Annotated in this window: 20 protein-coding genes and 1 tRNA gene; 5 read left to right on the top strand and 16 right to left on the bottom strand. The window is 69.9% G+C overall.

Annotated elements, in window-relative coordinates:
- Position 1: 1 nt before the first annotated feature.
- Positions 2–1,324: an ABC transporter substrate-binding protein gene (locus ACFY5B_RS05025; RefSeq protein ID WP_389964631.1), complete on the bottom strand. Its 1,323-nt coding sequence runs from the start codon at positions 1,322–1,324 to the stop codon at positions 2–4.
- A 409-nt stretch (positions 1,325–1,733) separates the two neighbouring features.
- Between ACFY5B_RS05025 and ACFY5B_RS05020 the strand changes: the two genes are divergently transcribed.
- On the top strand, positions 1,734–2,789 hold the full coding sequence (locus tag ACFY5B_RS05020; protein WP_389964629.1) for a LacI family DNA-binding transcriptional regulator: 1,056 nt from the start codon (positions 1,734–1,736) through the stop codon (positions 2,787–2,789).
- Positions 2,786–3,685 carry a serine/threonine protein kinase gene (locus tag ACFY5B_RS05015; protein ID WP_389964626.1) on the top strand — a complete coding sequence of 300 codons (900 nt, stop codon included), beginning with the start codon at positions 2,786–2,788 and terminating at the stop codon, positions 3,683–3,685. The genes ACFY5B_RS05020 and ACFY5B_RS05015 overlap by 4 nt, the downstream gene beginning before the upstream one ends.
- A 212-nt stretch (positions 3,686–3,897) precedes the next feature.
- On the opposite strand, the gene ACFY5B_RS05010 is transcribed toward ACFY5B_RS05015, so the two are convergent.
- From ACFY5B_RS05010 to ACFY5B_RS04990, 5 genes are all read right to left on the bottom strand, one after another.
- Positions 3,898–5,088, bottom strand: a complete 1,191-nt coding sequence (locus ACFY5B_RS05010) for an MFS transporter (protein WP_389964623.1) — start codon at positions 5,086–5,088, stop codon at positions 3,898–3,900.
- A 97-nt stretch (positions 5,089–5,185) separates the two neighbouring features.
- Positions 5,186–5,258 (bottom strand) — tRNA-His (locus tag ACFY5B_RS05005).
- Positions 5,259–5,375: 117 nt separating this feature from the next.
- Positions 5,376–5,978 carry an oligoribonuclease gene (gene orn, locus ACFY5B_RS05000; protein ID WP_389964620.1) on the bottom strand — a complete coding sequence of 201 codons (603 nt, stop codon included), beginning with the start codon at positions 5,976–5,978 and terminating at the stop codon, positions 5,376–5,378.
- A gap of 104 nt (positions 5,979–6,082) precedes the next feature.
- A complete protein-coding gene (locus ACFY5B_RS04995) occupies positions 6,083–7,327 on the bottom strand; it encodes a helix-turn-helix domain-containing protein (RefSeq protein ID WP_389964617.1) in 1,245 nt (414 codons plus the stop codon).
- Positions 7,328–7,704: 377 nt separating this feature from the next.
- Positions 7,705–8,037 carry a hypothetical protein gene (locus tag ACFY5B_RS04990; RefSeq protein WP_389964614.1) on the bottom strand — a complete coding sequence of 111 codons (333 nt, stop codon included), beginning with the start codon at positions 8,035–8,037 and terminating at the stop codon, positions 7,705–7,707.
- 307 nt (positions 8,038–8,344) lie between these two features.
- Here ACFY5B_RS04990 and ACFY5B_RS04985 point away from each other — a divergent pair, with 307 nt between their 5' ends.
- Positions 8,345–8,872 (top strand): universal stress protein, encoded by a 528-nt coding sequence (locus ACFY5B_RS04985; protein WP_104779789.1) that lies wholly within the window; start codon positions 8,345–8,347, stop codon positions 8,870–8,872.
- Between the two features lie 155 nt (positions 8,873–9,027).
- Complete coding sequence (locus ACFY5B_RS04980) at positions 9,028–9,588, top strand: GPR1/FUN34/YaaH family transporter (RefSeq protein WP_389964611.1); 561 nt, start codon at positions 9,028–9,030, stop codon at positions 9,586–9,588.
- Between the two features lie 178 nt (positions 9,589–9,766).
- Here ACFY5B_RS04980 and glmS read toward each other — a convergent pair whose 3' ends face one another.
- Both glmS and ACFY5B_RS04970 read right to left on the bottom strand, forming a co-directional pair.
- The gene (gene glmS / locus ACFY5B_RS04975; RefSeq protein ID WP_389964609.1) at positions 9,767–11,584 is read right to left on the bottom strand and encodes a glutamine--fructose-6-phosphate transaminase (isomerizing); all 1,818 of its coding nucleotides are present in this window, start codon (positions 11,582–11,584) and stop codon (positions 9,767–9,769) included.
- Between the two features lie 12 nt (positions 11,585–11,596).
- Positions 11,597–11,854: a hypothetical protein gene (locus ACFY5B_RS04970; RefSeq protein WP_104779792.1), complete on the bottom strand. Its 258-nt coding sequence runs from the start codon at positions 11,852–11,854 to the stop codon at positions 11,597–11,599.
- Positions 11,855–12,040: 186 nt separating this feature from the next.
- Between ACFY5B_RS04970 and ACFY5B_RS04965 the strand changes: the two genes are divergently transcribed.
- On the top strand, positions 12,041–13,606 hold the full coding sequence (locus ACFY5B_RS04965; protein ID WP_389964607.1) for a fibronectin type III domain-containing protein: 1,566 nt from the start codon (positions 12,041–12,043) through the stop codon (positions 13,604–13,606).
- Positions 13,607–13,615: 9 nt separating this feature from the next.
- On the opposite strand, the gene ACFY5B_RS04960 is transcribed toward ACFY5B_RS04965, so the two are convergent.
- From ACFY5B_RS04960 to ACFY5B_RS04925, 8 genes are all read right to left on the bottom strand, one after another.
- Complete coding sequence (locus tag ACFY5B_RS04960; protein WP_389964604.1) at positions 13,616–14,497, bottom strand: DUF4429 domain-containing protein; 882 nt, start codon at positions 14,495–14,497, stop codon at positions 13,616–13,618.
- A 369-nt stretch (positions 14,498–14,866) separates the two neighbouring features.
- A complete protein-coding gene (locus tag ACFY5B_RS04955) occupies positions 14,867–16,636 on the bottom strand; it encodes an IucA/IucC family protein (protein ID WP_389964601.1) in 1,770 nt (589 codons plus the stop codon).
- Positions 16,633–17,184 (bottom strand): GNAT family N-acetyltransferase, encoded by a 552-nt coding sequence (locus ACFY5B_RS04950; RefSeq protein ID WP_389964598.1) that lies wholly within the window; start codon positions 17,182–17,184, stop codon positions 16,633–16,635. Before ACFY5B_RS04950 ends, ACFY5B_RS04955 begins: the two co-directional genes overlap by 4 nt.
- Complete coding sequence (locus ACFY5B_RS04945; RefSeq protein ID WP_389964596.1) at positions 17,181–18,458, bottom strand: lysine N(6)-hydroxylase/L-ornithine N(5)-oxygenase family protein; 1,278 nt, start codon at positions 18,456–18,458, stop codon at positions 17,181–17,183. The genes ACFY5B_RS04950 and ACFY5B_RS04945 overlap by 4 nt, the downstream gene beginning before the upstream one ends.
- Positions 18,442–19,884, bottom strand: coding sequence for a lysine decarboxylase DesA (gene desA / locus ACFY5B_RS04940; protein ID WP_389964593.1), 1,443 nt, complete (start codon positions 19,882–19,884; stop codon positions 18,442–18,444). The genes ACFY5B_RS04945 and desA overlap by 17 nt, the downstream gene beginning before the upstream one ends.
- A gap of 157 nt (positions 19,885–20,041) precedes the next feature.
- Positions 20,042–20,896 carry a siderophore-interacting protein gene (locus ACFY5B_RS04935; RefSeq protein ID WP_389964590.1) on the bottom strand — a complete coding sequence of 285 codons (855 nt, stop codon included), beginning with the start codon at positions 20,894–20,896 and terminating at the stop codon, positions 20,042–20,044.
- Positions 20,897–21,015: 119 nt separating this feature from the next.
- Entirely contained in the window at positions 21,016–22,059 is a 1,044-nt protein-coding gene (locus tag ACFY5B_RS04930; protein WP_389964587.1) for an ABC transporter substrate-binding protein, read from the bottom strand.
- A gap of 326 nt (positions 22,060–22,385) precedes the next feature.
- The gene (locus ACFY5B_RS04925; RefSeq protein WP_389964584.1) at positions 22,386–23,546 is read right to left on the bottom strand and encodes an acyl-CoA dehydrogenase family protein; all 1,161 of its coding nucleotides are present in this window, start codon (positions 23,544–23,546) and stop codon (positions 22,386–22,388) included.
- Between the last annotated feature and the right edge of the window lie 4 nt (positions 23,547–23,550).

Below are 23,550 nucleotides of genomic sequence, written 5' to 3'. Positions count from 1 at the left end.
GTCACTGGTCCAGGTTGTTGTCGATGGTCTTGACGGCCGTGTCCCACGCCTCCTTGGGCGACTTGCCCTGGGTGACGAGGATGACGCCGTTGTCCGTCAGGCCCTGCTGGATGATCTGGTCCTTCGGACCGATGGTCTGCACCGGGCTGCTCTTGGCCGCCGCGGCGAAGATGGTGCCGATCGGCGCGTCACCGGTCATGTCGTTCTTGGCGTTCTTCACGGCTTCCGACTCGTAGGCGGCCGGGGTGCTCGGGAAGCTTCCCTGCACGGCGAACAGCTTGGCCTGCTGCTCGGGCGCGGTCAGCCAGGCGGCGAGCTTCGCGGCCTCCTCGGCGTTCTTGCCGGACTTGGGAACCGCCAGGAAGGAACCGCCCCAGTTACCGGACTTCGGCGACGCGGCCACGTCCCACTTGCCCTTGGCCTCCGGCTTCGACTTGCCCTTGATGTAGCCGAGCATCCACGGCGGGCAGGACATCGCGGCGAACTTGCTGTTGGCGATCGTGGTGTCCCAGGCGGGCTGGAACTGTGTCTGGTTGCCGATCAGTCCGTCCTCGGCCGCCTTGGCGGTGAGGTCGAAGGCGGCCTTCACGGCCGGGTTCGACTTGTAGATGACCTTGCCGGAGGAGTCGTAGAAGCGGTCCTTCTCACTGCTGAGGATCGCCTGGAGCAGACCGCCGGGGGAGTCCAGGAAGGTGGTGCCCTTCGGCGCCTTCTTCTTGTAGTCCTCGCCGACCTCGACCAGCTTCTTCCAGTCACCGGCCCACAGCTTGGCGACCTCCTCGCGGTCGGTGGGCAGACCGGCCTTCTCGAAGAGGTCCTTGCGGTAGCAGATGGCCATCGGGCCGACGTCCGTGCCCAGGCCGACGGTCTGACCGTCCTCGGTGGTGCCCTGCTGCCACTTCCACTCCAGGTAGTCGCTCTTCTTGCCGTACTTGGAGAGGTCCAGCAGCTTCGCGGACTGCGTCTTGACGATCTCGGCGATGTTGCCGACCTCGACGCCCTGGATGTCCTGGAGGCCGCTGTTGGTGGTCAGGTGGTTGACCAGCGTCGGGTAGTAGTTCTCGTTCCGCTCGACGACCGTCTGCTGGATGTCGATGTCCGGGTGGAGCTTCTCGTACTCCTTGTAGAGGCCGGCCTCCTCGAACCCGAAGGTGCCGAAGAGTCCCAGGGTGATCTTGGTCTTGCCGCCGCTGCCGCCGCTGCCGCCCGACGAGGAGCCGTCGTTTCCGCCGTCGTCGGCACAGCCGGCCAGCAGCCCGGCGCCCAGCGACGCGACGGCCGCGACGACCATCGCCTTGCGGGCGGTTCGGATGCGTGCTCGCATGTCGTCCTCCTGTTGCCCTGACGTGTCGACCCCCCGGCCAACTGCTCTGTCGGACCGTTTTGCGCGCTTAAGGCTCGGGCGGGGAACGTGCGGGTTGTGTATGTGTCAGGTACCGTGGGAGCGCTCCCACCAGTGATGTGTTGAAGAGTCCCCGGTAGCGGCGGGGGTGTCAAGGGACCGGACAGGGAGAGATGCGTTCAGTTATCTGGCTGTTAACTGGACCCGGACCCGCCCCGGTTGGGTCCCGGGCCGGTTGAATCGAGCCAGTCGGACCACCGGTCGCACCGGCTCGTCCGGCCGAAACGGAAGGCCGGGGCGGCGAGCCCTCGGCGAAGGTCGTCACGGCGGACGGGCCTGTTAAATTCCAGGCCAGTCGCAGAGTGCGGGTGTGAACGGGAAGGCGGAGCCCATGGCAACCCACGGAGCGCGGGGCCGAAGTGGTGGCCGGCCCACCCTCGAAGAGGTGGCGGCGCGCGCCGGTGTCGGTCGCGGCACCGTCTCGCGGGTGATCAACGGCTCACCCCGGGTCAGCGACGCGACCCGCGCCGCCGTCGAGGCGGCGGTCGCGGAGCTCGGTTACGTCCCCAACACCGCGGCACGCGCCCTGGCCGCCAACCGTACGGACGCGATCGCGCTGGTCGTACCCGAGCCGGAGACCCGGTTCTTCGCGGAGCCGTACTTCTCGGACATGCTGAAGGGCGTCGGGGCGGCGCTGTCCGACACGGAGATGCAGCTGCTGCTGATCTTCGCGGGCAGCGACCGCGAACGCGCCCGGCTCGCCCAGTACCTGGCGGCCCACCGCGTCGACGGCGTCCTGCTGGTCTCGGTGCACGCCGACGATCCCCTGCCCGACCTGCTCGCCCAGCTGGAGATCCCGGCGGTGATCAGCGGCCCGCGCTCGGCCGCGGAGACCCTGCCCTCGGTCGACTCGGACAACTACGGCGGTGCCCGCCAGGCCGTCGAGCACCTGTTGTCCCGGGGCCGCAGCAGGGTGGCCCACATCACCGGCCGTCTCGACGTCTACGGTGCCCAGCGCCGTGTCGACGGCTACCGCGAGGCCATGAGCGACGCCGGCCTCGGGGTGGTCGAGGGGCTGATCGAGGCGGGGGACTTCACGGAGGAGGGCGGGCACCGGGCCATGGCGGTGCTGCTGGAGCGCCACCCCGACATCGACGCGGTCTTCGCCGCCTCCGACGTCACCGCGGCCGGCGCCCGCCGGGCGCTGCGCGACGCGGGCCGCCGCATCCCGGAGGACGTGGCGCTCGTCGGCTACGACGACTCCGCCATCGCCCGCCACATGGAGCCGCCCCTGACCAGCGTCCGCCAGCCCATCGAGGAGATGGGCCGCCGGATGATAGACCTCCTGCTCACCGAGGTCGCCGACCGCCGCCCGCTCGCGTCCCGGGGCCTGGAGCGCCGGCAGATGGTCCTGGCCACGGAGCTGGTGTCCCGGTCGTCGTCGTGACCGGCCATCCGCTCCTGGATGTCACCGAGGTCGCCCGCACCGAGCCGTACCTGCGGACGGTGGGGGAGGTGTTCCGCGCCTTCCGCGACCAGGACTCGGGCTGCGTGTCGTACGGGGTCCGGCTGGCGGACGGCGAGCGCTGGTTCGTGAAGGAGGCGACGACGGCCGCGGCCCGGCACTCACTCGACCGGGCCCGGGTCTTCCACCGCGCGGTACGCCACCCGGCGATCGTCCCCCAGCTGCACCGCTTCCGGGTCGGCTCCGGGGGCCCCGCCGTGGTGATGCCCTGGCACTCCGGCGAGGTCCTCTACCACCCCACCCTCCGCCACCACGGCGGCCGCGCCCACCCGGACCATCCCCTGGCCCGCTTCCGGGCCCAGCCCGTCGCGGCGGTCCTGCACGCCGTCGACCGCCTCTTGGACGCCCACCTGGCGGTGGAGGACGCGGGCTTCGTCGCCGTGGACCTCTACGACGGGGCGTTTCTCCACGACTTCGAGACCGGCGCATTACGGCTGATCGACCTCGACGAGTACCGCCCGGGCCCGTTCACCCTGCGGGCCGACCGGCTGCCGGGCTCGCGGCGTTTCATGGCCCCGGAGGAATGGCGGCGCGGCTCCCGCATCGACACCCGCACGACGGTCCACGCCCTGGGCCGCGCCATCCGCCTCCTGCTGGACGCGGGCGACGAGGAACGCGCCTGGCGCGGCACGCCCGAGCAACTGGCGGTCGCCACACGGGCCGTTCGGGCCGACCCGCGTGAACGGTTCACCGGCGTGGCGGAGTTGGTGGCGGCGTGGCGGTCGGTGAGCCGAGGCCGGGCCGGCGCCGCAGGGCATCCAGACCGTCGGACCCGAACAGCCGCTCCCGGATCACCTCCCGGAACCGCGCCTCACTGAACCAGCCGTGCCAGGCGATCCCGGACGGGCCGGGGGCGAGGCGCTCCGGGACGACGGCCTCGTGCACCCCGAGCGTCCCGGCAGACCGTCGTCGCGACCCGGTGCAGCCGGCCGTGGCGGATCGCCCCGTCCCGGTCGACCACCCCGACGACCGGTCCTGCTCGTCGACCCGTTCCACCAGCTCACCCATGGGCCCTCGCGATCGCACGTGCTCACGCCCGGGCCGGTGCCGACCGACGTACGAGGTACACCGCCGCGGTCACGACCAGCACCGCCATGCACGCGATGAACACCAGCCCCGCCCCCTCGAGGCCGATCGGACCGGTGAGCAGGCCGACGCCGATCACCGGGAGGGAGATGCCCGCGTAGGCCACCACGAACAGGGTCGAGATCACCGCCGCGCGCCGGTGGGCGGGAGAGGCCTCGGCCACGTCGGCCAGGGCACCGCGGAACGCCAGGCCCTGGCCGATCCCGCCGATGAGCGCGCTCGCGATCAGCAGGGTCATCTGGTCCCACCGCAACGCACCGGCGAGCAGCGCCAGCCCGCCGAGGAGCCCGGCGCACCCCAGCGGCAGGGAGCGCCGTACGCCGACCCGGCCGACCGCCAGTTGCCCGGCCGTCGACGAGAAGAAGGCCAGCGCGACGATCAGCCCGCTCACGGCGTGGTCGTCCACGTCCAGGGACTCCACGAGGAAGGCCGGGCTGACCGAGGTGAACACCCCGAACAGGGCGAATCCGACGAAGGAGGCGGTGGCGGCGGGGCCGAACACCGCCCGCACCTGCGGGGGCAGCGCGGGCCGCTGCGGGCGTACGGCGCGCAGCGGCTGCCGATCCCGTACCGTCTCCGCGAGCCACCACAGCGCGGCGGCCGAGGCGGCCACCATGGCGAGGTGGGTGACGAACGGCAGGTACAGCGGCCAGGGTGCGTACTCGGCGAGAAGCCCGGAGAGCAGGGGACCGCAGCCCAGCCCGCCCATGTTGGCCGCGGTCGCCACGAACGTGGCCCGGGAGGCACCGCCCCCGGGTGCCAGCTCCATCACGTACGCCGTGGCGGCCCCGGTGAACAGGCCGGCGGACAGCCCCGACAGCAGCCGCCCCGCGTAGAGCCAGCCGAGACCGCCGGCACTCAGGAAGCAGACGGCGCTCAACGCCGCGAACCCCAGGCCGCACAGCAGCACCGGGCGCCTGCCCACGGCGTCCGAGGCGTTGCCGACCAGCAGCAGCACGGCGATCACCGCGAAGGCGTACAGGGCGTACACCACCGTGACCGTCAGCTCGGAGAAGCCGAACTTGTCCTGGTAGAGGGGATAGAGGGGAGTCGGCAGCGTGGTGCCGGCCATACAGACCGCGAACACCGCCCCGCTGAGCACACACGCGCGCCATCCCGGGCGTCGACCGTCCATGCCGCCGACGGTAGCCAGCCTGCCGCGCCGCCCCGGAGAGGCGCGCAAAAAGCTTCAGCCGGTGGCTTCTTCGCGAAGCCACCGGCTGATTACTCAGGGTGAGTGACGGGACTTGAACCCGCGGCATCCTGGACCACAACCAGGTGCTCTACCAGCTGAGCTACACCCACCATGACCGGCTTGGAGGTCAGTGACTTCCCTGACCGGCCGAGAAAAAGTGTACAGGGTCCGAAGGGGTGCTCGCGCCCGGCTTTCGCCGCGCCGCCCCCGACGGGTCCCCGCCCCGCCTACTGAGCGGGCAGGACGTGCTTCGCCGCGATCTTCTTCGCGGTGTCCGAGTCGGGCCCGGGCTGCGGGACGAACACGGCCTCGCGGTAGTACCGCAGCTCCGCGATCGACTCGCGGATGTCGGCGAGCGCACGGTGGTTGCCGTTCTTCTGCGGGCTGTTGAAGTACGCCCGCGGGTACCAGCGACGCGCCAGCTCCTTGACCGACGACACGTCGACGATCCGGTAGTGGAGGTAGTTCTCCAGCGTCGGCATGTCGCGCAGCAGGAAACCGCGGTCCGTGCCGACGGAGTTCCCGCACAGCGGCGCCTTGCCCGGCTCCTTCACGAACTCCCTCACGTACGTCAGGACCTGGTCCTCGGCGTCCTTCAGGGTGGTCCCGGCGGCGAGCTCCTCGAGCAGCCCGGAGGCGGTGTGCATCTGACGCACCACGTCCGGCATCGTCTCCAGCGCCTGGTCCGGCGGCCGGATGACGATGTCCACGCCTTCCCCGAGCACGTTCAGCTCGGAGTCGGTCACGAGGGCGGCCACCTCGATGAGCGCGTCGTCCGACAGCGAGAGGCCGGTCATCTCGCAGTCGATCCACACCATGCGATCGTTCATGTGTCTAACCTTACGGCCCGCCGCTCTCGCCTGAGCCGCCCGTACCGCGAAAGCCGCAGGGCCCGCGGGGAGGCGTGCTCCTCGCGGGCCCTGCGGCCATCGGTTCACGGCGCGCTGCGCTGCCCGGGCAGGCTCCCCGACAGGGCCGGCGACTGGCCGACCGCGCTCGCCGCCGCCGTACGGCGGGACTGCAGCGGCACCGGGTGCTCCGGGTGGAGCGGGTTCGGCGCCTGGCCGGGCTGGCCCGGGTGCCCCGCGTGGTTCGGCTGGCCCGGCATGCCGGACCCGGGGCCGCCCGGGGCGCTCTCGGTCTCCTGGGGCCGCTCGCCCTGCGGGCGCCGGGCGCGGTACGCCGCCCGGTACGCGGCCGGGGACGAACCCAGCTGGCGGCGGAAGTGCCCGCGCAGGGCGACCGGCGACCGGAAGCCGCAGCGTCCCGCCACCTCGTCCACCGAGTAGTCCGACGTCTCCAGCAGGCGCTGCGCCTGCAGGACCCGCTGTGTGATCAGCCACTGCAGCGGAGCGCTCCCGGTCAGCGAGCGGAAGCGGCGGTCGAACGTACGACGGCTCATGTATGCGCGTGCCGCCAGTGTCTCCACGTCGAACTGCTCGTGGAGGTGCTCCAGCGCCCAGGCGACGACCTCGGCGAGCGGGTCGGCGCCGATCTCCTCGGGTAAAGACCTGTCGAGGTAGCGCTCCTGCCCGCCACTGCGGCGCGGCGGCACGACGAGCCGCCTGGCCAGGGCCCCGGCCGCCTCGTTCCCGTGGTCCGTGCGCACGATGTGCAGGCACAGGTCGATGCCCGCCGCGGTGCCCGCCGACGTCAGCACGTCGCCGTCGTCGACGAACAGCTCACGCGGGTCCACGTGCACCGACGGATAGCGCTTGGCCAGCGTCGGTGCGTACATCCAGTGTGTCGTCGCCGGCCGGCCGTCCAGCAGGCCGGCCGCCGCGAGCACGAAGGCGCCGGTGCACAGCCCGACGATGCGGGCGCCCTCCTCGTGGGCGCGGCGCAGCGCGTCGAGCGCCTCCTCCGGTGGCGGTGAGGTGATCGAACGCCAGGCCGGTACGACGACCGTGCCCGCGCGTGAGATCGCTTCCAGGCCGTGTGGTGCGGTGAGTTCGAGGCCCCCTGTGGTCCGCAGCGGGCCTTCCTCGCCTCCGCACACCAGTAGTCGGTAGCGCGGTACGCCGGCGTCCTGGCGGTCAACCCCGAACACCGACAGTGGTATGGAACTCTCGAAGATGGGGCCGCCGCTGAACAGCAGCACCGCGACGATCTCCTTGCGGCGTCGCCCGGAAAGCTTCCGGGCCGCGGCTTCCGGCGCGGCAGTGGAGTCGTGGCTCATACTGCTAAGCCCCCCTCGGTGGTCGCGGCTCCTCGGTTGTGTCGCTCCTGCACGTTTCCCCTCGGTCCTGCACGAGTCCCCCGCCGTAGACAGTCAAGATCGAATCTACTGTGTGCCGTCGTGCCGAAGTGGCCGGTTCACCACTCGGCACATTGTCGACTTGGCAACTTGGCGTGAAGCATTCGATCACGAAGCGTTGCACTCGTGGGGCGTGCAGGGAAGTGCGCCTCGTCGCAGTGGCCAATCCACGTAGGGTGCGCGGACCCCCTGAGGCCCTTTCCATGCAGGTCGAACGGGGGTTGGGGGGCGGTTGGGCGGGGTGATGCGCAGGTACGAGAAGTTGGCTGAAAAGCGCCGTGTGTGTGCGCGGAAACCGGTCAGCTGACCGGTGTCTCTCCCCCGGTGTGCCGTCCGCCACGGTGCGACCCCGTTCCGGTGCGGTGCCGCCGGCCCCGGTGGGGTGCCCGGTCCTCGGCCGCGAGCCGGGCCGCGCCCCGCTCGGACTGGCGCAGCAGGACCCGGCAGGCGCCCGTGACGGCCGCGAGCCCGAGGGCCGTGCCGGCGGCGCCGGCGAGAGAGGTGCCGTAGCCGAGGAGTACCAGCGGGACGAGCAGGCAACTGAAGGCAGCCCAGCGAACCACATCCGTCGCGGTGTCCCGCGGCGGCGGGGTCGCGCGGTCCGCCTCGGCGGCGGGGCGTGGTGCGGACATGCGTGCTCCCTGTGGCGTGACTCACGGGGTTCAACGCGCGGCCGGGGCGTCGGTCACTGGCTGCCCGGATCGCCTCCACGGGTCAGCGAATCCCGTGCAAACCGCCTGTACAGCGCAGCAACCATTGCGTTACGGGCGGTGCCTCGTGCATGCTCCCTGGAACCCGCACGCACCGTGAGCGGGATCTGGGCTAAGGAGGCGTGGCGCCGTACCCTTGGGGGTATGGGGTTGGGAAGACCATTCCCGGACACAGCTCCGCCGCACACTGTTGTCCCTCCCATACAAGGATCACAACGCCGAGACAGCCATGGCCGGTCACGAATTCTTCGAACCAGCGGACCGCAAGCGGCCCGTCGCCGATCCCACGGCGGCCGAGCCCCTGGCGGCGAAAGAGCCACGCCATTCCTGCGATCCCGCCTTCAAGCACGGGGTCGTCGTCGGCTTCGACGGCTCCACGTCCAGCGAGCGCGCCCTGGCCTACGCCATCGGCATGGCCCATCGTTCCGGGTCGGGCCTGATCATCGTCCATGTCGCCAACCGGCTGCCGACCACGGTGTGGGCCGGTTGCGAGCCGCCGGTGTTCGTGGACGTGCCGGACCACCGCACCGAGGTGCTCGGACTCGAGCTGGCCTGTGCGGACTACCTCGCCGAGGTGCCCTGGATCCTGGTCGAGCGCGGCGGTGACATCTGCCACGAACTCGAAGAGGTCGGCCGGGAGTACGAGGCCGACGCGATCGTCGTCGGCTCCACCCACGGTCTTGTGGGGCGCATCTTCGGCTCCGTCGCCGGGCGGCTCGCCAAGCGGGCGCAGCGGCCCGTCATCGTCATTCCCTGAGCTTCAACTCCCTCTGTGTGACTCCGCTGTGTGACTCCTCTGTGTGACTCCCTTTGTGCAACGCGCGAATCCACTCGCGCGCAGAGGTGTTTGTGCCTTTGTGAAGGGCATATACGGAACACCGCACAACTGCACATGCACGAAGGGAGCCCGCCGTGGACAAAGACGTCTCCGCGGGAAGCGGAATCACGACCGTGGCCGGTCGACTCGCCCTGGGGATCACTCTGCTGGCCTTCGGGCTGGGGCATACCGCTGTGATCGACGGCGTGTCAGCCGCTGACGCCGCGTCAATCGCCCAGTACGTGGGCGGCATTGCGCTCTTCGTCGCGGGGCTCGTGGCCCTGCGGGAGGGTGACGCCGCCGGTGGTACGGCGTTCTCGTTGCTCGGGGCGCTGTGGTTCACGTGGGCCGTGTCCGACAGTGCCTCCGGCAACGGGGCAGGGCTGTTCCTGCTGTTGTTCGCACTTGTCGCGCTGTCCCTGACGCTCGCGGGCGGGGATCAGCTCGGTCAGGGCGTGTACGGGCTGTTCTTCGTCGCCCTGTTGCTCATGGCGGTCGCCGAGTTCGCCGGCAGCGACGGGCTCACCAAGGTGGGCGGGTGGTTCGCCGTGGCCGCGGGGGCGGTGGCCTGGTATGCGGCGACGGCGGCGCTGGCACACTGGCCGACTGTTCTTCCGCGACGCGCTGCGGGCCGGGGCGTGACGGCCACCGGTTAGCTGCGCCGGCCGGGGAGTTGGGCGGCTTCCCGGCGATGAAACGGGCCCCCCGTGCATGGTGGCAGCACGTGGGGGTCCGTTTTCGTTCGTCGGCCTGTGCGGGTGCGTTGTGGTTGCTCGCGCCCACGCGGCGGAGCCGCACATCGATACAGCCCCGCGCCCCCTAAAAGAGGGTCACTTACTCAACCGTCACCGACTTGGCGAGGTTGCGCGGCTTGTCGATGTCACGGCCGAGAACCAAAGCGGTGTGGTACGCCAGGAGCTGGAGCGGGATGCCCATGAGGATCGGGTCCAGCTCGTCCTCGTTCTTGGGGACGACGATCGTCTCGTCGGCCTTCTCCTGGGGCTGGTGGGCCACGGCGAGGATCTTGCCGCTGCGGGCCTTGATCTCCTCCATGGCGGCGCGGTTCTTCTCCAGGAGGTCGTCGTCGGGGACGATCGCGACCGTCGGCAGGGCCGGCTCGATCAGGGCCAGCGGGCCGTGCTTGAGCTCCGAGGCGGGGTAGGCCTCGGCGTGGATGTAGGAGATCTCCTTGAGCTTCAGGGAGGCCTCGCGGGCCACGGGGTAGCCCCGGACACGGCCGATGAAGAGCATCGAGCGGGCGTCGGCGAACTGCAGGGCCAGCTTCTTGACGTCCTCCTCGCGCTCCATGATCTCGGCGATCTGCGCGGGCAGCTTGCGCAGGCCCTCGATGATCCGCTTGCCGTCCCGGACCGACAGGTCACGGGTGCGGCCGAGGTGGAGGGCGAGGAGGGCGAAGGCCACCGTGGTGTTGGTGAAGCACTTGGTGGAGACGACGCAGACCTCGGGGCCGGCGTGCACGTAGATGCCGCCGTCCGCCTCACGGGCGATGGCCGAGCCGACCACGTTCACCACGCCCAGGACGCGCGCGCCCTTGCGCTTGAGCTCCTGCACGGCGGCCAGCACGTCGTAGGTCTCGCCGGACTGGGAGACGGCGACGTAGAGGGTGTCGGGGTCGACGACCGCGTTGCGGTAGCGGAACTCCGAGGCCGGCTCGGCGTCGGCGGGGATGCGGGCCAGCTGCTCGATCATCTGGGCGCCGATCATGCCCGCGTGGTACGAGGTGCCGCAGCCGAGGATCTTCACGCGGCGGATGCGTCGGGCCTCGCGGGCGTCCAGGTTGAGGCCGCCCAGGTGCACGGTGGAGAAGCGGTCGTCGATGCGGCCGCGCAGCACGCGGTCCACGGCGTCGGCCTGCTCGTGGATCTCCTTGTGCATGTACGTGTCGTGGCCGCCCATGTCGTAGGAGGCGGCCTCCCACTCCACGGTGGTGGGCTCCGCCGTGGTGCGGGTGCCCTCGGTGGTGTAGGTGCGGAAGTCGTCGGCCTTGAGGGTGGCCATCTCGCCGTCGTCGAGGGTGACGATCTGGCGGGTGTGCGAGACCAGCGCGGCGATGTCCGAGGCGACGAACATCTCCTTCTCGCCGATGCCGAGGACGACCGGGGAGCCGTTGCGGGCGACGACGATCCGGTCGGGGAAGTCGGCGTGCATGACGGCGATGCCGTACGTGCCCTCGATGAGCCGGAGGGTCTCGCGGACCTTGTCCTCCAGCTTGGTCGCCTGCGAGCGGGCGATGAGGTGGACCAGGACCTCGGTGTCGGTCTCGGAGAGGAACTCGACGCCGTCCGCCTCCAGCTTGCGGCGCAGGTCGGAGGCGTTGTCGATGATGCCGTTGTGGACGACGGCGACCTTGCCCTCGGCGTCCAGGTGCGGGTGGGCGTTGACGTCGGACGGGGCGCCGTGGGTGGCCCACCGGGTGTGGGCGATGCCGGTCGTGCCCTTGAAGCGGGCCGGGACCTTCGCCTCCAGGTCGCGGACGCGGCCCTTGGCCTTGACCATCTTCAGGCCGGACGTCTTCGGGGAGGTGACGACGATGCCCGCGGAGTCGTAGCCGCGGTACTCAAGGCGCTGGAGGCCCTCCAGGAGGAGGGGCGCGACGTCACGCTTCCCGATGTAACCGACGATTCCGCACATGTATACGTATTCCTAGCCGTAGACGATGCGCCGCAGCTGCCGGAGCGAGAGCTCCGGCGGGGCCACCGCGCGGTATTTGAGGTCCGCCTCGATCCGTTCGAAGATCTCCGCGTTGACCAGGCCCTGGGCCTGGAGCTCGCGGTGGCGGCGACGGACGTATTCCTCGGTCGTCTCGTCGAAGTAGGCGAGCACGTCCTGGATCACGCGCAGTGCCTCGCCCCGGCCGAGGGCGGTGGACCGCGTCAGATGATCAACCAGTTCGTCGTGCACTCGCTAGATCTTGGGGCACCGGCGACGCTTTCGCAAGAATTCTGCCCGATTTCGGGCAGACCTCTGTGGGGAGCCTTTGGGGGAACGTTGAACGTGTCATGAGTGCCTGTTCGTGATCCGTCCACCGGACGTCAGGGATCCCGTTGCCCGAGGCGTCGATTTTTGGACGCCATGGACACTCCTCGTATGGGCGTACCCGAGCGGCTCGCCGAGCACATGAGCATGGCCGAGCAGCACGAGTACCTGCACGCCAAATTCTCCCGGCGCACGATGATCAGAGGCGGCGCCGTCACGCTCGGCGCCGTCGCGGGTGGCGCGTTCGTGCCCGGTGCCACCGCACAGGCCGCCGTACCGACCGCCCGCACAGCCCCGGCGACCGCGTCCGTCGACGGCGCTCTCGTCGCCCCCTTCGGCCGTCACCTCGCCTACGGCACCGACCCGCGCACGGAGATGACCGTCTCCTGGCAGGTCCCGGTCGCCGTCAAGAAGCCCTTCATCCGGATCGGCGCCCACCCCACGGACCTCTCCCGCAAGATCGACGCCGAGGTCCGCACCCTCTTCACGCCCGCCGGAGTCGGCGCGAGCGGCAACCACACCCAGTACTACGTCCACGCCAAGCTGAGCCGTCTGAAGCCGGGCCGTACCTACTACTACGGCGTCGGCCACCAGGGCTTCGACCCGGCGGCACCGCACCTGCTGGGCACCCTCGGCACCTTCACCACCGCCCCCGCGCACAAGGCGCCGTTCACCTTCACGGCCTTCGGCGACGAGGGCGTCAGCTACCACGGCCTGGCCAACAACAGCCTGCTGCTCGGCCAGAACCCGGCCTTCCACCTGCACGCCGGCGACATCGCCTACGCCGACCCGTCCGGCTCCGGCCAGACCTCCGACACCGGCTTCGACTCCCGGATCTGGGACCAGTTCCTCGCCCAGACCGAATCCGTCGCCAAGTCCGTCCCGTGGATGCCCGCCTACGGCAACCACGACATGGAGGCCTGGTACTCGCCCAACGGCTACGGCGGCGAGGAGGCCCGCTGGACGCTGCCGGACAACGGCCCCGACAAGAAGAACCTGCCGGGCGTCTACTCCTTCGTCCACGGCAACACCGCGGTCATCTCCCTCGACGCCAACGACATCTCCTTCGAGATCCCCGCCAACCTCGGCATCTCCGGAGGCACCCAGACCACGTGGCTGGAGGCCCAGCTCAAGAAGTACCGGGCCTCCCACGACGTCGACTTCATCGTCGTGTTCTTCCACCACTGCGCCTACTGCACCTCCACCTCCCACGCGTCCGAGGGCGGGGTCCGGCAGGAGTGGGTGCCGCTCTTCGAGAAGTACACCGTGGACCTGGTCATCAACGGCCACAACCACCAGTACGAGCGCACCGACGTGATCAAGGGCGACAAGGTCGCCAAGAAGCTCCCGATCGGCGGCACGGCCTATCCCGAGACCGACGGCGTGGTCTACGTGACGGCCGGTGCGGCCGGACGCAGCCTCTACGCGTTCAGCGCCCCGCTGTCGTACGAGGGCAACGAGCACGACGTGGACTCCGTGGCCTCGTTCGTCAACGTCAAGGGCGGCAAGCAGAACGAGACCGTCGCCTGGTCCCGGGTGCGCTACCTCGACTACTCCTTCCTGCGCGTGGACGTCACCCCCGCACCGAAGGGGCGCCTGGCCACGCTGACGGTGCGCGGCATCGCCGAGAGCGGTGACCAGGTCGACCACTTCACGGTTGCGCGCCGGGCGAAGTAGCCGCGGGCGCTACATCCGCTTGAGGATCGCCTGCTTGGCCAGGGTGAACTCCTCGTCCGTCAGCACGCCCGTGCGGTGCAGCTCGCCGAGCTCGCGCAGGCGGCGCAGCAGGGCGTCGTGGTCGGCCTCGGCGGACGCGTCCGGAGCAGAAGGCGGCTCCGGACGCGCGTCCACCGGGTCCGCGGCGGCCCGGGCCGGGTGCGGAAGCCTGGCCTGGACCGCCGCCGCGACCAACGCCATCAGCGGGTCCTTCTTGAAGCCCCACAGCTCCACGGCGTTGGGGTCGTACTTGGGCGGGGTCTTGGTGGGCGCGTGCCGCACGGTGAAACGCAGGTGCCCGTTCTCCAGACCGGCCGCGGGATGCCACTCCACGCCCGTGATGTCGGTGAGCGCGAGCGTACGGGCGCCGGCGGCGGCCTTGGCGTCCTCCGTCTTCCAGTTCCACTCCAGGCGTATGCGCTCGCCGTCGAAACCGGCGGTGCCGTCCCCGGCGGAGACCGACAGCGGGACGGAGGGGCCCGGCAGCAGATACGTGTCGACCGGCCCGGCGGGGACCTGGTCGAGGAGCAGTGCGTTGCGAACCTCGTCCACGAAGTACTCGGCGACGCCGTAGCGGTCGGACTCCACGATCAGCTGGTACGGGTCGTGGGGCTCGGTGAGCCGGCCGCCCGTGGCGTGCAGCAGCGGATCGGCGCCGTCGCGCAGCCGCAGCCTGAGCCGCCCCGACTTCTTGCCCTGCTCCAGGGCGATGCCGGCCAACGCCCTTGAGGGGACGATCAGTTCACCCAACTCCCTGCGTAACACACTGACGTTCTTGTCCCGTCCGGGAGTCAGCCGCAGCGCGTCCCCGTCGAAGGCCCACGTGCCGTCCTTCTGGATGATTTCCGCCATGGGATGGATTGTTCCACCCGACTCACAAGAGGTGGGCCCGGCGCCTGGGCGTCAGCTCGCCGACTGCGCACCAGCGGGTCCATGAGCTCGTCGCCGCGGGCGTGGTGACCTTGGACGAAGCCGCGCTCGCCGGGCGCATCGGTGCGGATGCCGTCAGCGCCCTTCGGGCCGCGCTGGAGGAACCGTGGGGATCTCCCGAGTCGGCGGCTGCGGACGCCGACCTCGCCACCCGGCAACGCCGTGCCAGGGCCTCGATCCGTGGACCCACCCCGTGGCAGTCGGTCGGCATAGCGGCAGCGGCGTTGTGCAGCACGACGACGAGCACCCCGGAGGACCGTACTCCGGGGTGCTCGTCCGTATGGGGGCTGGTCAGAACTCCGCGATCGGGTTCTTCAGGTTGCCGACCAGCTGGAGGGCGCCGGACGGGTCCGAGAGGTCGACCATCTGCTCGTTGTTGCGGAGCTGGAGGCGGTTGAGGCAGGAGAGGGCGAACTCGGGGGCGAACATGTCGTACTGCTCGAACTTGTCGGCGAGTCCGGGCGTCGACTCCTGGTAGGCGCGGGTGACCTCCGCGACCGTGCGCCAGAAGTCGTCCTCCGCCAGGATCCCCTCCGAGGCGAGGTTCGCCGCGAGGAAGCGGAAGAAGCAGTCGAAGACGTCCGTGAAGATCGACAGGAGTTTCTTGTCCTCCGGAACCTCCACACGGAGCCGCTCGACCGTCGGCGGGAGCACCGCGTCCGGGTCCATGACCGCGATCTCCTCGGCGATGTCCTTGTAGATCGCGCGCTGCACGACCCCGTCCTTCAGCACCAGGATGACGTTCTCGCCGTGCGGCATGAACACCAGGTCGTAGGCGTAGAAGCTGTGCAGGAGGGGTGTGAAGTAGGCCTGGAGGTAGCGGCGCAGCCACTCCTTCGGGGCGAGGCCCGACTGCTCGATCAGCGCGCCCGCGACGGACGCGCCCTCGTGGTCGACGTGCACCAGGGACGCCATGGTGGCCAGGGACTCGCCGTCCTTCAGGGACGGCACCGGGCTCTCCCGCCACAGCGCGGCGAGCATCTTGCGGTAGGGCGAGTAGCGGTCGGTGGCCTGCTCGTACTCCAGGTGCCGGTAGCCGACCGCCGCCCGCTCCCGGATGATCGACAGGCCCGTGGACCGCAGTACCGGGTCGCCCTCGATGAGCTGGGCCAGCCAGTCGTTGATGGCCGGGGTGGCCTCCATGTACGCCGCCGACAGGCCGCGCATGAAGCCCATGTTGATGACCGACAGGGCGGTTTTGACGTAGTGCTTCTCGGGGCTGGTCCGGTTGAAGAAGGTCCGGATGGACTGCTGGGCCAGGTACTCGTCGTCGCCCTCTCCCAGGCACACCAGGTGCCGGCGGGCCACCTCGGCGGCGAAGGTGACGCTGAGCTTGTTCCACCACTGCCAGGGGTGGACCGGGATCAGCAGGTAGTCGTCGGGGTCCAGGTCCTGGTCGCGCAGGACGCCGTGGAAGCGCTCGACCGTCTCCGCGCCGAGTTCCTCGCGCAGGAACGACTCGTACTCGATGCCGACCCCGGCCGTGAAGGCCGCCCGTGAGCGGTGGGCGGCCAGCCACACCAGCCGGACCGGGCTCGCCGTCTCCGGCGCGTACGACAGGTACTCGTGGATGCCGAAGCCGAGCCGGCCGTTGTTGGCGACGAAGCAGGGGTGGCCCTCGGTCATGCCGGTCTCGATGGCCTGGAAGTCACCGCGGGCGAGCTCGGCCGCCGTGACGTCCGGCTTGGTGAGCTTGTAGCAGGTGCCGGAGAGCGTGGAGGAGATCTCCTCCAGGTAGACCGGCAGGATGTCGTCGCTCAGGCCCAGGGACTTCTGCAGTTCGATGAAGAAGTCCAGTGCGGCGAGCGGGACCTCGGTGCCGTCCCGGTGGCGGGTGATCGAGTCGGCGTCGACCTGCCAGTGGTCCAGGGCGCGGCGGGTCGCGGAGAAGCGGTAGCTCGTCAGGCCGTCGTCACTGCGGACGACGTAACTCTCCCCGTCCTGCTCGGGGTTGATCAGCCGCTCGTGTGCGAACTCGGCGAGCGCTTTGCGGATCAGGAGGCGGTTGGCCCGCGCCCAGCGGTGGGGGGACAGATGCGCTACGGCGTCGGACAGGGTCATACGGCTACTCCTCGGGCGGCCAGGAACTGTGCGCGCGTGCAGAAGCTCAGCAGCGCGCGCTTCTCCGGCTTGTCGATCTCACGCTCGGCCACGAAGCCGACGGCCTCGTTGAGCGCGTGGACTGCCTTGTTGCTCACGTCGGGCTCCACCACGACCCTGCGGGTGCGCGGGTCGGCGAACAGCTCGTCCATCACGGTCGTGATGACGGCCCTGGTGAAGCCGTGGATCGGCCGGTCGGTCGGCGCGACCAGGAAGTGCATGCCGACGTCTCCGGGCTCCGGGTCGTACAGCCCGACCAGCTCGACGTACCGGGGGTCGTACTTCTCCATCAGGAACGCGGGCCGGCCCTCGTGCAGTCCGAGGTAGGCGTCGTGGTGCTCGTGCGCCGCGATCCGCATGTACTCGCGCTCGACGTCCTCGAGCGCGGCGTCCTGCATCATCCAGTAGGCCGCCTTGGGGTGGGTGACCCAGGAGTGCAGCAGCTCGGCGTCCTTCAGCGGGTCGAGCGGACGGACGGTGAGCGTTCCGATGCCGGTGGCGGCGCTCATACGGCGAACTCCTGGAACGCGATCGTCTTCTCCACCGGGTAGTACTCGCTGCCGAGCAGCTCGCGGATGATGTACGCGTTCCGGTACGGGCCCATCCCCAGGTCGGGGCTGGTGATGCTGTGCGTGTGGACCCCGGCGTTCTGCAGGAAGATCCCCCGGCCGGTGACGTCGATCGCGTAGTTGCGGGCGACGTCGAAGTTGCCCTGCGAGTCGTAGACCAGCCGGTCCTTTACGGGGGCCAGGAACTCCGGCTCGGCGTACTTGTAGCCGGTGGCCAGGACCAGGCCCTGTGACTCCAGCTCGAAGTCCTTGCCCTGCTCCTCCTGGCGGAAGCCCAGGGTGTAGGTGCCGCTCTCGTACCGGGCGCTGGTCAGCGCGGAGTTGGTGAGCAGCCGGGTGGGGACCGGGCCGCCGAGGTTCTTCTGGTAGAGCAGGTCGAAGATCTCGTTGATGAGGTCGCCGTCGATGCCCTTGAACAGGCCCTTCTGCTCGGCCGTGAGGCGGTAGCGGGTCGCCTCGGGCAGCTCGCGGAAGTAGTCGACGTACTCCGGGGACGTCATCTCCAGCGTGAGCTTGGTGTACTCCAGCGGGAAGAAGCGCGGGGAGCGGGTGACCCAGTTCAGCCGGTAGCCGTGGACGTCGATCTCGCTGAGCAGGTCCTGGTAGATCTCGGCGGCCGACTGGCCTGAGCCGACCAGGGTGATCGAGTCCTTCTTCTGCAGCTCCGCCTTGTTGTCCAGGTAGCGGGAGTTGTGGATGAAGTCGCCGGCCAGGCCCCGGCAGGCCTCGGGTATGTGGGGCGGGGTGCCGGTGCCGAGGACGAGGTGACGGGCCCGGTAGATGTCTCCGGCGGTGGTCCGCACGACGTAGAGCTCGTCCTCGTACGTCACCTCCGCCACCGTCGTCCCGAAGCGGATGCTGCTCAGTTTGTTCGCGGCCCAGCGGCAGTAGTCGTCGTACTCGACGCGCAGCGGGTAGAAGTTCTCGCGGATGTAGAACGAGTAGAGCCGGCCCTTCTCCTTCAGGTAGTTCAGGAAGGAGTACGGGGACGTGGGGTCGGCGAGGGTGACCAGGTCCGACATGAACGGGGTCTGGAGGTGGGCGCCGTCCAGGAACATGCCCGCGTGCCACTCGAAGTCGGGCTTCGACTCCAGGAAGACACCGTCGAGCGCGTCGATGGGTTCGGTGAGGCAGGCCAGGCCGAGGTTGAACGGGCCGAGCCCGATCCCCACGAAGTCATGGGTTCTGGTCGGGTTTTCAGGACGCGCGGTCAAGGGACTCTCCCAGGTACTGCTCGGCGTGGCCGGCGATCAGATCGAGGACGGCGGCGATGTCGGACGCCTGCGTCTCGGGGTTGAGCAGGGTGAACTTCAGGTAGTGACGGCCGCCGACCTTGGTGCCCGCGACGATGGCGTCACCGGAGGCGAACAGGGCCTTGCGGGCGTAGAGGTTGGCGCGGTCGATCTCGGCGGGGTCGGTGACGGCCGCCGGGATGTAGCGGAAGACCAGCGTCGACAGGCTCGGCTCGACGACGACGTCGAAGCGCGGGTCGGCGGCGATCAGCTTCCAGCCCTCCCGGGCCAGGTCGCACACCTCGTCGAAGAGCTGCCCGATGCCGTCGGCGCCCATGGTCCGCAGGGTCATCCACAGCTTCAGGGCGTCGAAGCGACGGGTGGTCTGCAGGGACTTGTCCACCTGGTTGGGGATGCGCTCCTCCACCATGCGCCGCGGGTTGAGGTACTCGGCGTGGTAGGTGGCGTGGCGCAGCGTGGCGGCGTCCCGCACCAGCACGGCCGAGGAACTCACCGGCTGGAAGAAGGACTTGTGGTAGTCGACGGTGACCGAGTCGGCGCGCTCGATGCCGCTGATGCGGTCCCGGTGCTTCAGGGAGGCCAGCAGGCCGCAGCCGTAGGCGGCGTCGACGTGCATCCAGGTGCCGAACTGCTCGCACAGCTCGGCGACCTCGGGCAGCGGGTCGATGGAGCCGAAGTCGGTGGTGCCGGCGGTGGCGACGACGGCCATGGGGACGAGGCCGGCCTCCGTGCAGCGCTCCAGCTCGCGGGCCAGGGCGACGGTCTGCATGCGCTTGTCGTGGTCGACGGGTATGGAGACCACGGCGTCCTGGCCGAGGCCGAGCAGCTTCGCGGACTTCTTCACGCTGAAGTGGCTGACCTCGGAGGCGAAGATGCGCAGTTTGGCGAGGCTGTCGGTCTTGGCCTCCTCGCGGGCCAGCAGCAGCGCCTGGAGGTTGGACTGGGTACCGCCGGAGGTGAACACGCCGTCGGCGGCCGGGCCGAGACCGATCCGCTCGGTCGTCCAGTCGATCAGTTTCCGCTCGATGAGCGTGCCGCCGGCCGACTGGTCCCAGGTGTCCAGGGAGGAGTTCACGGCGGACAGGACGGCCTCGCCGAGCACGGCCGGGATGACGACCGGGCAGTTGAGGTGTGCCAGGTAGCGGGGGTGGTGGAAGTAGATCGCGTCCCGGAGGTAGACGTCCTCCAGTTCGTCGAGCACCGCGGTGGTGTCGTGCAGCGGCTGGTCGAGGTCGATCTCGTCGATGCGGGGGGAGAGGGCGTCGACGCTGATGCCGGTGAACGGCCGGTCGGTGGCGGCGAGTTTGGCGGCCACCCGCTCGACTCCTTCGGTCACGGAGCGGCGGTACTGCTCCGCGGTGGTGTCGTTGAGCAGGTGCGAGCGCATGTGGGGGTCCTCCGGTGGGGACAGTCCGGTGTGGGACGGGATGGGCTGGTCTCCGGCGTCCAGAACTTAGGTAAGCCTAACCTAACTTGATCGAGCTGACGGCGGGCCCTGCCGTGACCGTGGTCACTCGTGTCACTTCAGTGCCGGTGAGCTGCGGCTACGCCTCCGCCCGCAGCTGCTCCTCGCTCACACCACGGCGCCAGTAGCCGACGAACGTCACCCTGCGGCGGTCGATCCCGAGCTCGCGCACGAAGTGCCGGCGCAACTCCTTCACGCACCCGGACTCGCCGGCGATCCAGACGTACGGCCGCTCGGCCGACGGCAGTCGACCGTCGCGGAGGGCGTCGAGCGCCATGGGGGACCCCTTGGCGCTCCCCTCCTCCCTGACCAGCCAGGTGATCTCGGCGTCGGCCTCGGTCGCCAGGTCCTGGATGTCGCCGGCGTGCGGGACCTCCAGCCAGACCCGGGCACGGGTACCGGCCGGCAGCGACTCGACGATGGCCGAGGCGGCCGGCACGGCGGTCTCGTCGCCCCAGACGACGACGAGGTCGGTGTCCTCGGGCGGCCGGAAGCGGATCGCCCGGTTGTCGGCGATGGCCGGGCCGAGCAGCAGGACCCGGTCCCCGGCGCAGGCGCGGGCGGCCCAGCGGGAGGCCGGGCCGGCCTGGACGGAGGCGTCCGGCCCGATGCCGTGCAGGGCGAAGTCGATGTCGATCTCGTCCGGGTCCCGGCGCAGGTCGCGCAGGGTGTAGGAGCGCATCACGGCCCGTACGTCGTCCGGGAGTTCACGCCAGCCCTGCCACCAGCCGTCCCCGAGTTCGAGCGGGACGACCGGCTCGGGCTGCCCGGGGTGCGGCAGGAACAGCGACAGGGACTGGTCACGCCCGTCGGAGTGGAAGGCGTGCAGATCGGGGCCCCCGAAGGTGACACGGACCAGGGAGGGCCCGAGCCGTCTCGTCCGCAGGACCTGGAGGGAGAAGAAGCGGAACGGGGCGGCTACGGCGGTGGTCATGGGGGCTCCTGATGAGTCTTCAGGCAGGGGGTGGAGGCCTGAGGGGCGCGGGAAGGGCGCGCGCGGTCACAACGGGCCCGCACGCGCCACTACTGCTCACGCGCCTCCCGCGGAAGGCGTCAGGCGACCTTCTTCGCACTCTCGATCGCCTTGGCGAGGTTCTCGACCAGAGGCGTGCACTTGTCGTACGACAGGATCGGCTCGGGCGAACGCGCGATGACCTGGCCGGCCTTGACCGCGGGGAGCTTCTTCCAGGTCGCCTCGGTGATGTCGGCCGGCTGGATGGTCGAGGCGCGGTCGTCCATCATGATGATGTCGGCCGGGTACTTGTCGACGTTCTCCCAGCTGAGGTTCTCGAACCAGCCGCCGTTGGCCTCCATGGCCTTCTTCGGGGGCTCGACGAGGTTCACGCCGAGGGCCTTGAAGTACTCCAGGTCGATGGAGAAGTTGGAGCCCGAGACGTAGAAGATGGCGTCCGAGGCGGAGCCGGCCAGCACCTTGATCTCGGGGCGGGACTTGGCGGCCTTGCGCAGTCGCTCGGAGGCGGCCTCGAAACGCTTCTTCGCCTCGACGACCTTCGCGGACTTCAGGTCGGCGCCGAGCGACTCGGCGAGTTCGGCCATGCGCTGCAGCGGCTTCGGCATCTGCCGGTCGAAGACCGAGACGGCCACGCTCGGGGCGAGCTTGGCGATCTTGTCCTTGGACGCCTCCGGGACGTACCAGAGGGTGCCGGCGTCGTCGAAGGTGGTGGTGATGAGCACCTCGGGCTGGAAGGCCGCGTACTGCTCGACGTTGAACTGGTCGAACTGGTTGCCGAAGACGGTCAGCTTGCTGACGTCCATGTCGCCGGCCTGGACATCGGCCTTGCCGTCCTTGGTCTTGGTCGGGCCGAAGACGCCCTTGACGTCGATGCCGTAGTCGTACAGGGCGGCGGCGACGCCGGTGAACGCGACGATCTTCGTGGGGACGTGGTCAAGGCTCACGGTCTTGCCGCGGTCGTCCTTGAAGGACCAGGGGCCGGACTTGGCGGCGCCCTTCGCGTCCTGGTCGCCGTCCTTGGAGTCCTCACTGCCACACGCGGTCACGAGGGCGCCGAGCCCGAGAGCACCACCGGCGGCGAGCAGGCCGCGGCGGGAGAAACGGGCGGTTCTGGCGTTCGACATGACTGGGTCTGCTTTCGTGCGTACGGAGCCACTGCGGGCATGGCCGACAACCCCGTGGCTGAGATCGACCTTAGGTTAGCCTAACCTGAGATCTTGTCCAGGGGTCGGGAGGTGTGTGCCCGGGGGTGGGGGCGAGGATGCGAAGGCGCGCAGTGATCCGAGTCACCAGGGGGCCGCGGTTCCGCCCGGTGCGTCTCCTGCGACGTGAAACGGCCGGTCACGGCTCGGGCCAGAGCTGTCTTCTCGGTCAGGTCAGATGGCTTGACCGCGCTGTAAAGCCCCACCGGCGTGCAGCCGGCGGGGCTTCAGCGGTAGGCGGTGCTGTATCAGCCCACCAGCCCCAACTCCCGCGCGATCAGCATGCGCTGGACCTCGCTCGTGCCCTCGCCGATTTCGAGGATCTTGGAGTCGCGCCACATGCGGGCGACCGGGTATTCGTTCATGAAGCCGTAGCCGCCGTGGATCTGGGTGGCCTCTCGGGCGTTGTCGACCGCGACCGTGGACGAGTGGAGTTTCGCCAGGGCAGCCTCCTTCTTGAAGGAGGCGCCGGACACCAGGCGGGCCGCCGCGTCGCGCCAGGCAAGGCGGGCCGTGTGGGCCTTCATCTCCATGTCCGCGATCTTGAACTGGATGGCCTGGTTGGCGGCGATCGGCTTGCCGAAGGCGTGGCGTTCCTTGGCGTACTTGACCGACTCGTCCACGCAGCCCTGTGCCAGGCCCGTCGCCAGGGCCGCGATCGCGATCCTGCCCTCGTCGAGGATGCGCAGGAACTGGGCGTAGCCGCGGCCCTCCTCGCCCAGGAGGTTCTCCGCCGGGACCCGGACGTCCGTGAAGGACAACTCCCGGGTGTCCGAGGCGTTCCAGCCGACCTTGGAGTACGGGGCCGCGACCGTGAAGCCGGGGGTGCCCGAGGGGACGATGATCGAGGAGATCTGCGGCCTGCCGTCGGGCTTGCGGCCCGTGACCGCCGTGACCGTCACCAGGCCCGTGATGTCCGTGCCCGAGTTGGTGATGAAGCACTTCGTGCCGTTGATCACCCACTCGTTCGTGGCGGAGTCGAGGCGGGCCGTCGTGCGGGTCGCGCCCGCGTCGCTGCCGCCGTCCGGCTCCGTCAGGCCGAACGCTCCCAGGACTTCGCCCGAGCACAGGCGGGGGAGCCACTCCCGCTTCTGCGCCTCGGTGCCGTAGAGGTGGAGCGGCATCGCGCCCAGCGAGACGCCGGCCTCCAGGGTGATGGCGATCGAGGAGTCGACCCGCGCCAGTTCCTCCAGGGCCACGCCGAGGGCCAGGTAGTCACCGCCCATGCCGCCGTACTCCTCGGGGAACGGCAGGCCGAACAGGCCCATGCGGCCCATCTCGCGGACGATCTCGTACGGGAACTCGTGCCGCTCGTAGAAGTCGCCGATCTTCGGCGCCACCACCTCGTGCGCGAACTCCTCGACCGTACGGCGGAGTTCCTCCAGCTCGGGGGAGAGACGGTAGTCCATGGTG

This window comes from Streptomyces sp. NPDC013187, from assembly GCF_042899705.1.
GTDB lineage: Bacteria > Actinomycetota > Actinomycetes > Streptomycetales > Streptomycetaceae > Streptomyces > Streptomyces hawaiiensis_A.
The sequence above is the reverse complement of the archived record's forward strand: the minus strand, read 5'-3'. Positions and strand labels throughout refer to the sequence as shown.